Source organism: Staphylococcus sp. HMSC063A07 (genome assembly GCF_001836955.1).
Classification (GTDB): domain Bacteria; phylum Bacillota; class Bacilli; order Staphylococcales; family Staphylococcaceae; genus Staphylococcus; species Staphylococcus lugdunensis.
Genome location: NZ_KV830911.1, coordinates 60,393 through 74,639, shown reverse-complemented (window position 1 = coordinate 74,639; position 14,247 = coordinate 60,393). Strand labels below are relative to the sequence as shown.

Below are 14,247 nucleotides of genomic sequence, written 5' to 3'. Positions count from 1 at the left end.
TACTAGTTTAGCCTTAAGAAGTAAAATTACAATAAATACGCATAAAAACCAGCTCATTTTAACATATCTTTCAAACTTGTAAGCTGAAACTAATATTTTGAAAGATTAGATAAAGGCTCATACATATAACCATTTATATAATCAAATTATAATAAATCATTTGAGGTGAAGTACTATGACAATATTGAAAAATATCATTTCAACACTTTTCTGTCTCGCAATGGTGGCTTTGGGTTTATTCATCATCATGAAAATTGGTGGTCACTATTTCCCACAAGTTGACATGTTACGCACAATCAATGAATATAACCCGCTCTCTAATCTGGATATCTATTATTAACGGTATTCTGTGCGACTTACAAACACAAAGATTAAAGTAATTAGCACGCAAATATATAAAGCAAACCAAACATTCAGAATGGCAAAGGGCATATTCAATAATTGAGATACATCTTTGTTATAAACGGATAATAACTCACTCACGGGTGGAAAGACCCATAAGATAAATTTTAATATTGAAAAATTTTGTATCAGAGGTATCTTCAAAATTGAAATTAAATATATCAACACCAGTACTAACCAGCGATACTTTTGAGATAAACCTTGAATAACTTTTAACAATAATGTAAAAACAATTCCTAATAGCGCTAATGCTATGTGAATGTATATTCCTAAAAGAATATTAGAAACTGAAAGATGTTGCTCAAACCTCATCGTCACAATTGGATATGCCACAGCAAATAATATGAAAGGTATAGACACTAGACAGCTAAATACCAATTTACCCAAAATGTATTTCCTTTTCCCATTCAATTGGACAAACAACAATTGTTGTTCTTCGATATTTTCTAAATTTAAAATTATTGTAGTTAACCATGTCATGATGAACAATAAAATAATAGCACTGCTAGCAAAGCTTGAGAGAATAGGCTGTCCTGAATAAAAATAAAGCATGATAAGCGCAGTTAGAAAGAACATACAAGGGGCAATGTATTGATATGCTGTAATAAATTTCTTATATTGATAGATGACAAGACCGCCCATTATGTCCACTCCTTCACTGTTGTTATATCATATTGTTTATCTATTAATATTTTTAGAAGATGATTACATTGTTGTTGATTAACTTTTATTAAAGTACACGTTGAGTGCTGTTCAATGATTTCCATATCAAACTCTCTTACTAATTCATTTAAGTCTATTTGGCTAACAAATTGTGTTTCAATTATTTTATAACTTACTTGAGCCTGTTCCGTTAGTTTCATGAGACGCTGTGTACTTAATTTAAATTGGTGTGTGACTAATCCGTAATGCTGCGCTTCATCATGTGAGGTTAATATTACTGTTGCATATTGTTTCAAATACTTCAATATAGATGTTAGCACTGAAACAGATTGTTTATCTAATCCTGAAAAAGGTTCATCCAAAATATAAATGTCTGCTTGTTTTAATAAGCATTGTATTAGGTTTAATTTTTGTTGCGTCCCTTTTGAACATTGTTTAATCGGTTGTGATAAAAATGCCTCAATATGGAAACGTTGAATTAAATCATCTAAAGCGAAACAGCTATGTTGCACTTCATAAAGTTGTTCAACAAATAATAGATATTGTTGTACCGTTAATGTTATGGATTTAGGTAAATGATCAGGTGCATAACTCACTTGCCCATTAATAGTTACATTTCCCACTGTTGGTTTATATATTTGTGCTAACATCTTTAAAGTAACACTTTTACCCGAACCATTAGCCCCAACGATTTGGATAATGCTCTGATTAGGAAATTCAATCGTCATATCACTAAAAATCACTTGTCCATTGATAACTTTAGTGAGAGATTTCCCTTTAATAGCTAAGTCCATCATACCTTTGTCTCCTTATTTGTTTCTGTCTTTATAACGTAAGCTTAACATCATTTTCTTGAATCAAATTTATTATCCTATCGTGTTTGACAATCATATACAAGCATTCCAACACGATAAACGAATTATACAGAGATGACATCATTTTTGAGATTATAGCCACTTCAAAGTGATGTATAAACCTATTAATGTGATAAAGAGGACAGGTAATGTAATCACAACCCCTGTCTTAATATACGTCCACCAAGAAATTTTCATCCCTTTTTGGCTTAAGACATGAAGCCATAACAATGTGGCAAGGGAACCAATAGGCGTCATTTTAGGTCCTAAGTCAGAACCAATCACATTAGCGTAAATCATGCCTTCTTTAACTATTCCTACTACAGCTGCTTGGTCGATAGCTATCGCATCAATCATCACGGTAGGCATATTATTCATCACAGAAGATAATATTGCTGACATAAAGCCCATACCCATAATGCTTGTAAAGAGGCCATGATGTGCTATCGTCACTAATACATGTGATAATAATGTTGTAATGCCTACATTTTTCAAACCAAAAACAACCAAATACATTCCTATGGAAAAGATAACAATATTCCATGGTGCACCTTTGACCACCTTTGTTGTATTAACAACATGCGATTGCAGTGCTAATGCTAAGAAAACAAGTGCAATCGTTCCAGCAATAAATGATATCGGTATAGGTAAAAATTCACTTAGTATATAACCTATAAATAGCACACTGAGTACAAGCCATGACCAACGAAATAATCGATAATCTTTAATCACTGCTGTAGGTTCTTTTAATTGTGAATGATCAAAATGTTTAGGAATTGTTTTTCTAAAATAAAGCCACAACACAATGATACTTGCAAAAAGGGAAAAGAAATTCGGTATTAGCATTCTAATTGCGTAACCCATAAAACTCAAACTAAAAAAATCAGCTGAAACGATGTTCACTAAATTGCTGACGGTAAAAGGCAATGATGTCGTATCTGCAATAAAACCACATGCAATAATAAATGGGAAAATGACTTTTTCTTTAAAGCCAAGATGACGTACCATAGCTAAGACAATAGGCGTTAAAATGAGGGCTGCACCGTCATTAGCAAAGCAAGCTGCAACGATTGCACCTAAAAGTAAAATATAGATAAACATCTTTACCCCTTTACCATTAGAAGCACGTACCATATGTAATGCTGCCCATTCAAAAAAGCCAATTTCATCTAAAATTAACGAGATGATAATCAATGCGACAAAAGTTAACGTCGCATTCCATACAATATCAGTAACTTTAACAACATCTCCAATGCTGACCACACCTGTTAATAAAGCAATGATGGCACCCATCAATGCAGTGATACCAATATCTAAGCCCTTTGGCTGCCAAATAATAAAAATAATCGTCACTATAAATATAAGGATCGCTAGCATAGTTATCATTGACTTCCACCTCGCTCAAGATCATTACAAATACACATCGGATTAGATTGGTGAATCTGATTTAGCTGCTGTATTAACTGTTGATAATGTTCTTGATTTAAGCGATACATTCGCTTATTACCTTCTTTACGTACTTCTACAAAATGATGTGCAACTAGCACTTTCATATGGTGGCTCAGTGTTGGTTGCGAAATATTAAAGTATTTTAAAATATTGTCTGCACACAACTCATCACATGATAGTAAGTCTAAGATTTCTAAGCGTGTCGCATCTGCACATACCTTTAATTTTACTGCTAACGATTGATATGACATGGCTATCCTCCTTTATCCATATATAGATTAACATCTATATAGATAGAGGTCTATATGTATTTTACATAAAATTAAACCTCTCTACATTACCAAATATTGGCAATATAGAGAGGTCATCATTCATTATAATTGTACTGGGATTTTACCTTTAAAGTTCACATACCGATATGCTGCCATTACCGCTTCCTCATCAGGGGGGTCAACATCTTCTAATTGGTAATGTACGCCTAACGTCTTCCATTTATGAACACCGAGCTGATGATAAGGTAAGATTTCAAACTTTTCTACATTATCTAGCGAATTAATAAATTCTCCTAGTCGTATCAAGTCTTCTTTATCGTCTGAGTAACCTGGAACAAGTACATGACGAATCCACACGGGTTGTTTCATTTCTGATAATTTTTGAGCGAATTTCAATATATGGGTATTGGGTCTTCCTGTTAAAGCCATATGCTTATCATTATCAATATGTTTGATATCTAATAAGATTAAATCCGTATACTGCTGTAGTGTGTCAAAATGACGATTGAAAGCAATGGTATCATTGGCACAACCTGCTGATGTATCAATACATGTATGAATACCATATGCTTTTAAAGATTTAAATAGCGCTTCTAAAAATGGCATTTGAAGTAATGGTTCTCCACCACTTACGGTCACACCACCACCTGAGGCATCAAAGTATGGCTGATATGGTAATATTTCGTTAACCATTTCATCAACAGTCACTTCTCTTGATGGCTCATTAATCTTCCACGTATCAGGATTATGGCAATATAAACAGCGTAATAAGCAACCTTGCGTGAACAATATATATCTTAATCCAGGTCCGTCGACAGTGCCCATACTTTCAACGGAATGTATGTGTCCTTTAATCATTTGACTCCCACCCTACTTCTATTACATTTGTTCATGGAATGTACGAGAAATAACATCTAACTGCTGTTCACGTGTTAATTTAATAAAGTTTACCGCGTATCCAGATACACGAATCGTCAATTGTGGATATTCTTCAGGATGTTCCATTGCATCCATTAATGTTTCTCTGTTAAATACGTTAATATTTAAATGGTGTCCATGTTGCATAGCATAACCATCTAGCATACTTGTCAAGTTTCTATTTTGATCGTCATCTTCTTTTCCAAGTGATTTTGGCACAATACTGAAGGTATTAGAAATACCGTCTTTACAGCAATCATATGGGATTTTAGCAACCGAACTTAATGATGATAATGCACCTTTTTGATCGCGTCCGTGCATTGGATTAGCACCTGGTGCAAATGGTTCTCCTGCTTTACGACCATCTGGTGTGTTACCAGTCTTTTTACCGTAAACAACGTTTGAAGTGATTGTTAAGACACTCATCGTATGTTCAGAATCACGATATGTTTTGTGACTACGTAGCTTAGTCATAAAGCGCTCAACGAGTTCGACAGCAATATCATCAACGCGACTATCATTATTACCATATTTAGGGAAATCGCCTGTAATATCGAAATCAACCACTAAACCATCTTCATTACGAATTGGTTTCACTTGGGCATATTTAATTGCTGAAAGTGAATCAGCTGCGACAGATAATCCTGCAATACCTGTTGCCATCGTACGAATAATGTTCGTGTCATGTAAAGCCATTTCAATACGTTCATAACTGTACTTATCATGCATGTAATGGATGATATTTAACGAATTAATATAGACACCTGCAAGCCAGTCCATCATTTTATCAAACTTATCATATACTTCATCGTAATCTAATATTTCTGTATCAATACCTTTATATTCCGGTCCTACTTGATTGCCAGATTTTTCATCTTTACCACCATTAATCGCATATAATAATGTTTTTGCTAAGTTAGCACGCGCGCCGAAGAATTGCATTTGTTTACCAATCTTCATGGCAGATACACAACATGCAATACCGTAATCATCGCCATAGCTTTCACGCATTAAATCATCATTTTCATATTGAATTGAACTTGTTTTGATACTCATTTTAGCACAATACGTTTTGAAATTATCAGGTAAGCGTACAGACCATAGCACAGTTAAGTTTGGTTCTGGCGCTGGTCCAAGGTTATCTAATGAATGTAAGAAACGGAATGAGTTTTTCGTTACGAGCGGACGTCCGTCAATGCCTACACCACCGATTGATTCAGTTACCCAAGTTGGGTCACCTGAAAATAGTTCATTGTAATCTGGTGTACGTGCGAATTTTACAATACGTAATTTCATGATGAAATGATCGATAATTTCTTGAACTTCACTTTCTGTGATTGTTCCATTATTTAAATCACGTTCAGCATAAATATCTAAGAACGTTGATGTTCTACCTAAACTCATTGCTGCACCATTTTGTTCTTTAATTGCTGCAAGATAAGCAAGGTATAACCATTGCACTGCTTCTTTAAAGTTTTCAGCTGGACGACTTAAATCGAAGCCATACGTTTGACCTAATTCTTTTAACTCTTTTAATGCACGATATTGTTCTGATAATTCTTCGCGCAAGCGGATAACATCTTCTGACATTTCTGTAGACATCGTATGGAAATCATGTAGTTTTTGTTCCATCAAGAAGTCTACACCGTAGAGTGCAACACGACGGTAGTCACCGATAATACGTCCACGTCCGTAAGCGTCTGGTAATCCTGTAATGACACCTGCTTTACGACAAGCAAGCATTTCTTTAGAATACGCATCAAAAACACCTTGGTTATGGGTTTTACGATATTCTGTAAATATTTTTTCTGTATCGGCATCTAATTCATAACCATAAGCTTCACAAGCTGCTTTAGCCATACGAATACCACCAAATGGTTGCATAGAGCGTTTAAACGGTTTGTCCGTTTGTACACCCACTATAGTTTCTAAATCTTTATCAAGATAGCCTGCATCATGAGAAGTTATTGTTGAAGCAACTTTAGTGTCCATATCCCACATGCCACCACGTTCACGTTCTTCTTTAGACAGTTGCATCACTTGTTGCCATAATGTTTGGGTTGCTTCTGTAGGTCCTGTTAGAAACGCATCGTCTCCTTCATATAAATTGTAATTCAATTGGATAAATTCTCTTACATCTACATGTTTGTTCCAACGACCATTTTTAAAACCTTGCCAAGCATCAGTATGTTTATATGTTTCTTTCATACAGTTGCCCTCCATTTCTGTTGTAAGTGTTTTCAAGAGCATTGTAGCATGGTTATTGTGATTTTTTTCACATGATTTATGACTAATTTTCATCAAATATTTGTCTAAATCGTAAACCTGTATTAGTTTGTAAAACAGTTTAATGTTCATTTAGTTGTGTTATGCAACAGTTGTATTGTGCAATGTATAAAATGTAGTTTTGAACTATCAATCATTCATATAATCAAGCATGAAACGCGAAGCAATAATCAAATTTGACTTTTGCTCCGCGTTTCTTATGTCAGCTTTAACTTCTATTTTTGATTGCCAACTTTTAATCGTCTTGTTGGTTGTCTATTACTTTACCTGTTTGCGCATCTACTGTGATATCACGTTGTTCTTTACCTTTTTGTAACGTGATATCATAGACTAACTTACCATCATCTTTACTGAGTGACCATTCTTTAATCTCACCATCAAATGCTCGTTGTGCTGCTTTAATAGCTGATTTATAGCTTTTCACTTCGCTATATTTAAACGTGTCTTGGTCATCTGAATGATCTTGATCACCTTTTTCTGATTTTTTATGCTCGACACGTTGGCTTTTATCGTTAACTATAACCTCAGATTCATTATGGTTCTGAGGGTTTTGCTGTTCGACTTTGTAAACCCATTCTCCATTTGATTTTTCAAAAGAGATTTCGGTCACTTGCTGATTTTTATAACTGTTCTGAGCTTTTTTAATCGCGTCTTCAGGTTTCGTTTTAACTTCTTTTAATACAATTGTCCCCTGATGACTATCTTTTTGATGGTTCGATGTCGTGGTATGGTTATCTGATTGACTACAAGCACCTAAAAATAGTACCGATGCTGTAATCAATGTGATTGTTTTCTCTTTTTTCATGTTGTTGCACTCCTTTTTATGTGTTAATAGACGTTTCCCGCTGAACATCGAACAAAACACATTTTAAGAAATTTTATACATTAGATATTAAACAAATGGGAGCGTGATAGCACTCATTTTGAATTCGTAGTCCCGCTTCCAGCAAGGTTGACTAGAATTGAAAAAAGCTAGGGATAAATGTATTTTCAATCTAGACAACTACTACCAATATATTTGTTTAGACTGAGACAGCACACTGTGAAAGTGAAACCATACAATACAAATCATTAAATATAAAAAGGCACAAAGACGCCTTTAATTTCAAATCATCTTTGTGCCATTATCTTTGAATTTATATTACAGCGTTGTATGAATCATTAATTATTTAACAAATCATATTGTACGATGCTGTCAAGTGCTGCTAAAATCGCTTCTTCTTGTGTCGCTATTGGTGTCCAGCCAAGATATTTCCTAGCTTGTTCATTACTAACATTACGATTAATATCAAGTAATAATTTGCCCTCTTTCGCTTGCTTATTCACTTTTGCACCTAACGATAATATAAAATTAGGCACGCGTTTTGTTGATACTTTCTGTGCTAGATTTGGGCGTTCTTTCTTAATAAGCGCTGCGATTTCCGGCATAGTAATCTGACCGTCTGCAGTGGCAATAAAGCGTTTACCGTCTGCTTCATTATGCGTCATTGCACGAATATGCAAATCGGCGACATCTCTCACGTCAACAATATTTAATGCAATATTTGGGATGCGCTTCATTGACCCATTAACTAAATTTTTGACTAAATCAAAACTACCAGAAATATGGGCATCTAAAGATGGGCCCATCATTGCTACTGGATTGATTGTTGCAAATTCTATTTTACGCGTCGCATTTTCAACATAATTCCATGCAGCTTTTTCAGCCAATAATTTAGATTTTTCATAAGCGGATAAGCCCGGTTCATGTTCATCTGTCCAATTACGTTCCGTCGTTATACTTGATTTATCCTTATTACTAAAACCAACCGCACCAAAATTTGATGTCATCACAACACGTTGCACACCTGCATGATCAGCAGCACGTAAAATACGTTGCACACCTTCGATTGCAGGACGTATTACTTCTGACTCATCGTCAGGAATTTCAAAAAAGACAGGCGAAGCGACACTTAGCACATATTGACAGCCTTGCATCGCATCATCCCAATGTTCATCACTAGATAAATCTGCTTCGACAAATGTGAGTCGTTCTGTTGGAATATCATTGGCTTTCATTGTATTTAAAATATTTGCTTGTTTATTGATAGAACGCACAGTTGTACGTACGTCATAACCTTGTTTCAATAGTTCCGAAATAATACGCATGCCTAAAAAGCCGGTACCACCTGTCACTAATACTTTACTATCCATGCTCATAACCTCCTGGCTACTTCTTTTTAAGAGTAAATTTTAACAGCTTATCACATTATAACGTTAATAAAATAACTTAATTCACTGTTTATTTAGCAGCTCATCTTATTAAAATACCCCTTAATCAACATGACCAAGCATCATATCAATTAAGAGGTATCTTTTTTTATTTCATCTATTTATGTTGCTGTTTTTTAGGACCTTTTAATGGCCACCAATTTCCTTTACCTAGCGTGCTTACTACGGCTGGAATAAACAATGGTAAGATGAATAAATTATATATAAGTAGCCCCAAAATGAGTATTGTCGCAATTTGCATCAGTGTGAGCATTCCTGATGTGTACAATGCCGCAATGGTACCAACGATAATAATGCATGCTGTGACAATAACCGTACCCATTTTCTTCATCGCAGTTATTAATGCATTATGAATATCATGTGTGCGTACTTCCTCATTAAAGCGGTTGAGTAAGAAGATTGCATAATCAATACCTAATGAGAATAATATAACTAGGCTAAAGAATGGTGCTACTAAAAGTACGCCTTTTTCACCAAACGAATAATCAAATAGCACATTGGCGATACCCATAGAAACGTAATACGTAATGAGTATTGAGAACATCATATACAACGGCATAATAATAGAACGTTTAAAGACGACAAGTACTAAGAATGTAACTAGAGACATTAATATAATCACTTTCGTCATATCCGTATTAATCGTGTGGTCTAAATCTGCGTTTTGTGAGGTAACACCGCCGTATTCAATCTTGCTATTTTTAAATACAGTACCATTTTTCTGATTATCTACTGTATTTTTAATGTTATTTAACGTTTTAAAGGCTGACTTAGAATAAGGATTTTGTTTTAATTCTACATTGAGCAAGACAACATTACCGTGGTTTGCACTATATTGGTCAATTGAGCGTTTCATATCTTTATTATTCAGCATATCTTGTGAAATATACATACCTGAACGGTTAACACTATCGTCTTGTGACATACCTTTCAAATAGCTTTGTATTTCTTTTTGACCATCGATGACTTGTTCATTACCTTGTTGTGCTTGTTGCAAGCCTTGGGATAATTGACTTGCTTGCTGTGTAATACTTTGAACACCAGCCTGTGGATTTTGACTTGCTTGTTGCATTTGTTGCTGTACAACTTGACTTTGTGTCAATGGCTGAACCTTTTGTTGCATTGTACCTAAACCATTGTTAATTTGTCCTAATCCTTTATTGGCTTTCGTCAATTGTTGTTGAATTTCATTTAATTGATTTGTGGCAGATAATTGCTTAATTGGGGTGCCTGTTGGACGAGTAATCGTATTAACACCTTTGACATTATCGATTTTATTTATACTTTTCGTTAACGTTTCTAAATCACTTAACCCTTTAGATGTTGTTAATTTATCATTATCTTTGATGGCAATGGTTACCGGGAAAGCTTCTCCTAATTCAAATTTATCTTTGATAATATCTAATGCTTTAACAGAGCCATAATGATTACTTATTTCATTTGTATTATCGTATGTGATTTTATTTGGTGTGAAGTAAATAAGTGGTAAAAATACAGCTAAAATCACTAAAATGACAACGAATGCGTGTTTACTAGATAAATTTCCAAGTTTACCCCAAAATCGATTTTCTTTGTGCGATGTTGCTTTTTTACTTGGCCAAAATATTTTTTCGCCTAATAACACCATGATAAGTGGAAGTAATGTGTACATAATAATTAATAAACATACTACACCTACGCCGATACCCACTGCAGAGCGGAATAAATCGAATTGTGCAAACAAAATCACTAAGAAGCTGACAAAAATTGTACTTCCACAAATGAGTATCGTTTTACCGCCACTCACAAATGTTTCATAAACCGCTTTCGTCTTATCATCATGCGCGGCCAGCTCTTCTTTGTATCGATTCAATAATAAAATACAATAATCTGTACCAATACCAAACAATAAAGCTACTAAAAACGGCTGAATATATACTGATACTGGGAAATCGCAATATTTTACTAAGAATGCAATAATTGCAGAGCTAAATAAATAAGATAAACCTACAATAAACAATGGAATAAATGGTGTGACAACAGAGCGGAATACTACAAATAGAATGATCAGAATTAAAGCAACTGTTACAATTTCTGTTTTCTGTAGCCCTTTATCTGTCGCTTTATTAATATCATGTGTAACTAAATCATTATTAGTTAAGTACACTTTTCCAGGGTGATTGTCAATTTTATTAATCTTATCAGCCACTTTGACAGAATCACCTGTTGTCATTTCAACTGGAATCATTATTGTTTTTTTATCTTTTGAGACAACTTTTTTGAAGGTATCTTTATTGGTATACGGTGATATAACATGATTAACGCCATCTATCTTTTTAATTTCTTTAATAAAATGTTCTACTTTGTCATTGCCTTGTTCACTTAATGGTTCTTTCATTTTGATGACTGCAACTATGGAATTAGAATTTGCTCCTACGTCTTTCAACATATGTTCATATTTTTGTGACGATGTACTATCAGGAGGCTTAATTTCACCCTTTTCTTTTGCCAATTGAGACAAATTTGGTGCAAAAATAAGTGACAACACAATTACAATGATTACTAATATTGAAATCGGCCATTTAAATCTCAAAATTGTCTTCATTATCTCTTACTCCCTTTTTATTTTTTAGCAAGGTCATTATCTAACTAAGTGTTAACCATTGCTTTCTGTAGTATTTTCGTTTATCTTTTAATAGACAAATTGTCTATTATGTAAGATACCACAAAACATTTGATATTTCTCATTAAAAATTTCTAGATTTGCACTATAATAGACGTTTTTAAAATTTGTGTTGATTAAATTCCAAATGATAGACGAATAAGGAGGAAAACAACATGGACAAACGACAAAAACGGACGAATAACTATTTAAAAAAAGGCTTAACACAATTATTAAGCACTCAAAACTATTCAGACATTACCATACAACAACTTGCTGAAGCATCACATATCAACCGCAGTACATTTTACTTACATTATCAAAGTAAAGATGACTTTATTGTTTCAATCATTGATGAAACAATTACAGAGTTATTAGATTATGTAAAACGAGATTCATCCTCAGAAGATGCCATTTTCAGTTCAGAATTTAAAGTATCATTTTATAAGTTATTAGAATACATTGAAATGAATTATGAGTTTATTCGTGTTCTGTTTATCAATATGAATAATACAAGATTCCGTTCACTATTAGTTGAAAAGGTACGAGAAAATATTTTCCTACCTTTATTAGAGAAAAATCATGTTTCATTAACGTTTAAAAATGAAATTGCATTAAACTTTATTATTCATGGGCATTTAGGCGTTATTGAACGTTGGATTAATGACAATGTTCAATATAGCTCACATTATATCGCTCAAGTCATGCTTGAAATAGCTAACACTAATCCTTTTGAGCTATTAGGCATCGAGTCAGAACTAGAAGAGCGCTAAAGAAACAGAGAATAGAACATCCTTTTTAGAAAAACCAAGGAGCGGAACAGCATTCATGATGAATTCGTAGTCCCGCTCCTGCCAAGTTGACTAGGAGTGAAAAAGCTTGGTATCCAGCGTATTTGCACTCCAGTCAACTACTGCCAATATAGCATTCAGCGCCTAAAACATAATGTTGTCCCAGACTCTGGTTTCTTTATTGATAATACTTTGTATGATTGGCTTCTTAGGGAGAGAACTTCAGCCACCCAACTTGCGTTGCCTGGTAAACTTCTTCTCGAAATTCTCTTTGTTGGGGCCAACCCCAACTTTCGTTGTTCGTGGAAATGCTTGTTGCATTTCTCTTTGTTGGGGCCCCCACCCCAACTTGCTGTGTTTGTTTATTTTACTTTATATTCTTTTTCTATTTTTGATCATAGTAATTGTAAAGATAAACGCTATAATTAGTCCACCACTTATACATAGACTGATGACTATGGGCCGTTTCATCCCGGATACTTTAACCACTTCTACTTTTGGCGGGTGTGTTCCCGGTAAAAATGAACGTTGATACGTTAAATGCACATATTTACCGTGATTGATTTTGAACTGATAACCTTTGTGATCTTTAGGTACAACATCATATAAATCTTTCTTCACATAATACATTTTCCCTTGAATACGATGCTGACCTTTACTAAGCACTTTGCGATAATCATAATTTTTGAAAGCACGTCGAACCATGATATTAGAAAGTTGTTGACGCACATGTTTTGCTCGTTCATCAGCAAATGGCTGTACTTGAAATAGCACTGAATGAATTCTTAAGTTATTTTGTTTAGCTGTTAACGCTAAGTTATAGCCGTGATTGCTGGTACCTGTTTTTAAACCATCAGCACCCGCTAAACCATCAGCTTGTGCGGGTAATGATAAATTAGTGTTTTTAAGCATATGACCATGTTGTTTATCGGACGTCAGTCTTGTAATCTTCAACACTTTAGGATGTTGCTTTACTAATTGTTGTGTTAATACAGCCATATCTTTCGCAGTCGTTTTAGAGAAATGTTGTTGCTTGTATTTTGACGGTGCAAAGGGCTTTATTAATCTATTATCTGCACCACTAGGATTATTAAAATGCGTATGTCTCATGTGCAATGCTTGCGCCTTACGATTCATACGATGTGTGAAATCAGATGAGTTGCCATCAATATGTTCTGCCAACACCAACATTGCTGCATTACTTGACGCTAATGCACCTTGTTTTAATAATTGCTTAATCGTATATGTTTTACCTTTAATCAATGGAAAGGTTGTTAATCCCGGTATGCGTGACATTTTGGCATATCGTCCTGAAACTTTTACTTCATCAGTTAATTTAATTTTACCTTTATCTATGTCGTCTAATACTAAATAAATAGTCATTAGCTTGGTAATTGATGCTGGATCTACGTTGTCATGCTGATGATAGTCGTAAAGAATTTGTCCTTGTTGCGTAGTTACAATCATACTTTTAGGATTGTAGTGCTGAGCGATATGTTGCTTTTCCGCTTCAGCGATTTGTGTGGGCGTTTTTGCTGCATAGGTAGTTAATGGACTAAACATCATACATAAGCATAATAGAAGTACAAAGCCTTTTATTTGTCTCACCGTTTAAATCCACCTTTTTTATCTCTTTTCTTTAAAATATCATGTTATATGCTGTGACACCATTTAAAAAGGATACAACTACCCTTGTTTTT

12 protein-coding genes are annotated in these 14,247 nt (G+C 34.3%); 2 read left to right on the top strand and 10 right to left on the bottom strand.

The features are described 5' to 3' along the window. The first annotated feature begins 175 nt into the window (after positions 1-175). Positions 176-340: a hypothetical protein gene (locus HMPREF2597_RS03145; RefSeq protein ID WP_002460814.1), complete on the top strand. Its 165-nt coding sequence runs from the start codon at positions 176-178 to the stop codon at positions 338-340. Here the strand turns inward: HMPREF2597_RS03145 and HMPREF2597_RS03140 are convergent. The 9 genes from HMPREF2597_RS03140 to HMPREF2597_RS03100 form a co-directional block, all read right to left on the bottom strand. Then, a complete protein-coding gene (locus HMPREF2597_RS03140; RefSeq protein WP_002479079.1) occupies positions 337-1,044 on the bottom strand; it encodes a hypothetical protein in 708 nt (235 codons plus the stop codon). The two genes, HMPREF2597_RS03145 and HMPREF2597_RS03140, sit on opposite strands and share 4 nt — an antisense overlap. After that, the gene (locus tag HMPREF2597_RS03135) at positions 1,044-1,862 is read right to left on the bottom strand and encodes an ABC transporter ATP-binding protein (protein WP_002479080.1); all 819 of its coding nucleotides are present in this window, start codon (positions 1,860-1,862) and stop codon (positions 1,044-1,046) included. Before HMPREF2597_RS03135 ends, HMPREF2597_RS03140 begins: the two co-directional genes overlap by 1 nt. A gap of 150 nt (positions 1,863-2,012) precedes the next feature. Next, positions 2,013-3,302 carry an arsenite efflux transporter membrane subunit ArsB gene (gene arsB / locus HMPREF2597_RS03130; RefSeq protein ID WP_269146989.1) on the bottom strand — a complete coding sequence of 430 codons (1,290 nt, stop codon included), beginning with the start codon at positions 3,300-3,302 and terminating at the stop codon, positions 2,013-2,015. Further along, positions 3,302-3,619 carry an ArsR/SmtB family transcription factor gene (locus HMPREF2597_RS03125; protein WP_002460816.1) on the bottom strand — a complete coding sequence of 106 codons (318 nt, stop codon included), beginning with the start codon at positions 3,617-3,619 and terminating at the stop codon, positions 3,302-3,304. The genes arsB and HMPREF2597_RS03125 overlap by 1 nt, the downstream gene beginning before the upstream one ends. 123 nt (positions 3,620-3,742) lie before the next feature. Next, positions 3,743-4,498: a pyruvate formate-lyase-activating protein gene (pflA, locus tag HMPREF2597_RS03120; RefSeq protein ID WP_012990672.1), complete on the bottom strand. Its 756-nt coding sequence runs from the start codon at positions 4,496-4,498 to the stop codon at positions 3,743-3,745. A 21-nt stretch (positions 4,499-4,519) separates the two neighbouring features. Beyond that, positions 4,520-6,766 carry a formate C-acetyltransferase gene (pflB, locus tag HMPREF2597_RS03115; protein WP_012990671.1) on the bottom strand — a complete coding sequence of 749 codons (2,247 nt, stop codon included), beginning with the start codon at positions 6,764-6,766 and terminating at the stop codon, positions 4,520-4,522. A gap of 313 nt (positions 6,767-7,079) precedes the next feature. After that, positions 7,080-7,649 (bottom strand): PepSY domain-containing protein, encoded by a 570-nt coding sequence (locus tag HMPREF2597_RS03110; protein WP_002479084.1) that lies wholly within the window; start codon positions 7,647-7,649, stop codon positions 7,080-7,082. 356 nt (positions 7,650-8,005) lie between these two features. Next, positions 8,006-9,037 (bottom strand): SDR family oxidoreductase, encoded by a 1,032-nt coding sequence (locus HMPREF2597_RS03105; protein ID WP_002460821.1) that lies wholly within the window; start codon positions 9,035-9,037, stop codon positions 8,006-8,008. A gap of 175 nt (positions 9,038-9,212) precedes the next feature. Continuing rightward, positions 9,213-11,699, bottom strand: coding sequence for an MMPL family transporter (locus HMPREF2597_RS03100; protein WP_002479085.1), 2,487 nt, complete (start codon positions 11,697-11,699; stop codon positions 9,213-9,215). Positions 11,700-11,932: 233 nt separating this feature from the next. On the opposite strand from HMPREF2597_RS03100, the gene HMPREF2597_RS03095 reads away from it, so the two are divergent. Beyond that, a complete protein-coding gene (locus HMPREF2597_RS03095; protein ID WP_002460823.1) occupies positions 11,933-12,529 on the top strand; it encodes a TetR/AcrR family transcriptional regulator in 597 nt (198 codons plus the stop codon). 390 nt (positions 12,530-12,919) lie between these two features. On the opposite strand, the gene pbp4 is transcribed toward HMPREF2597_RS03095, so the two are convergent. Continuing rightward, a complete protein-coding gene (gene pbp4, locus HMPREF2597_RS03090; protein WP_002479086.1) occupies positions 12,920-14,155 on the bottom strand; it encodes a penicillin-binding protein PBP4 in 1,236 nt (411 codons plus the stop codon). Positions 14,156-14,247: the final 92 nt, after the last annotated feature.

Excerpts from the sequence above, each read along its gene's own strand:
- HMPREF2597_RS03145 (WP_002460814.1), top strand. The coding sequence starts at position 176 with ATGACAATATTGAAAAATATCATTTCAACACTTTTCTGTCTCGCAATG.
- HMPREF2597_RS03140 (WP_002479079.1), bottom strand. The coding sequence starts at position 1,044 with ATGGGCGGTCTTGTCATCTATCAATATAAGAAATTTATTACAGCATAT.
- HMPREF2597_RS03135 (WP_002479080.1), bottom strand. The coding sequence starts at position 1,862 with ATGATGGACTTAGCTATTAAAGGGAAATCTCTCACTAAAGTTATCAAT.
- HMPREF2597_RS03125 (WP_002460816.1), bottom strand. The coding sequence starts at position 3,619 with ATGTCATATCAATCGTTAGCAGTAAAATTAAAGGTATGTGCAGATGCG.
- pflA (WP_012990672.1), bottom strand. The coding sequence starts at position 4,498 with ATGATTAAAGGACACATACATTCCGTTGAAAGTATGGGCACTGTCGAC.
- pflB (WP_012990671.1), bottom strand. The coding sequence starts at position 6,766 with ATGAAAGAAACATATAAACATACTGATGCTTGGCAAGGTTTTAAAAAT.
- HMPREF2597_RS03110 (WP_002479084.1), bottom strand. The coding sequence starts at position 7,649 with ATGAAAAAAGAGAAAACAATCACATTGATTACAGCATCGGTACTATTT.
- HMPREF2597_RS03105 (WP_002460821.1), bottom strand. The coding sequence starts at position 9,037 with ATGGATAGTAAAGTATTAGTGACAGGTGGTACCGGCTTTTTAGGCATG.
- HMPREF2597_RS03100 (WP_002479085.1), bottom strand. The coding sequence starts at position 11,699 with ATGAAGACAATTTTGAGATTTAAATGGCCGATTTCAATATTAGTAATC.
- HMPREF2597_RS03095 (WP_002460823.1), top strand. The coding sequence starts at position 11,933 with ATGGACAAACGACAAAAACGGACGAATAACTATTTAAAAAAAGGCTTA.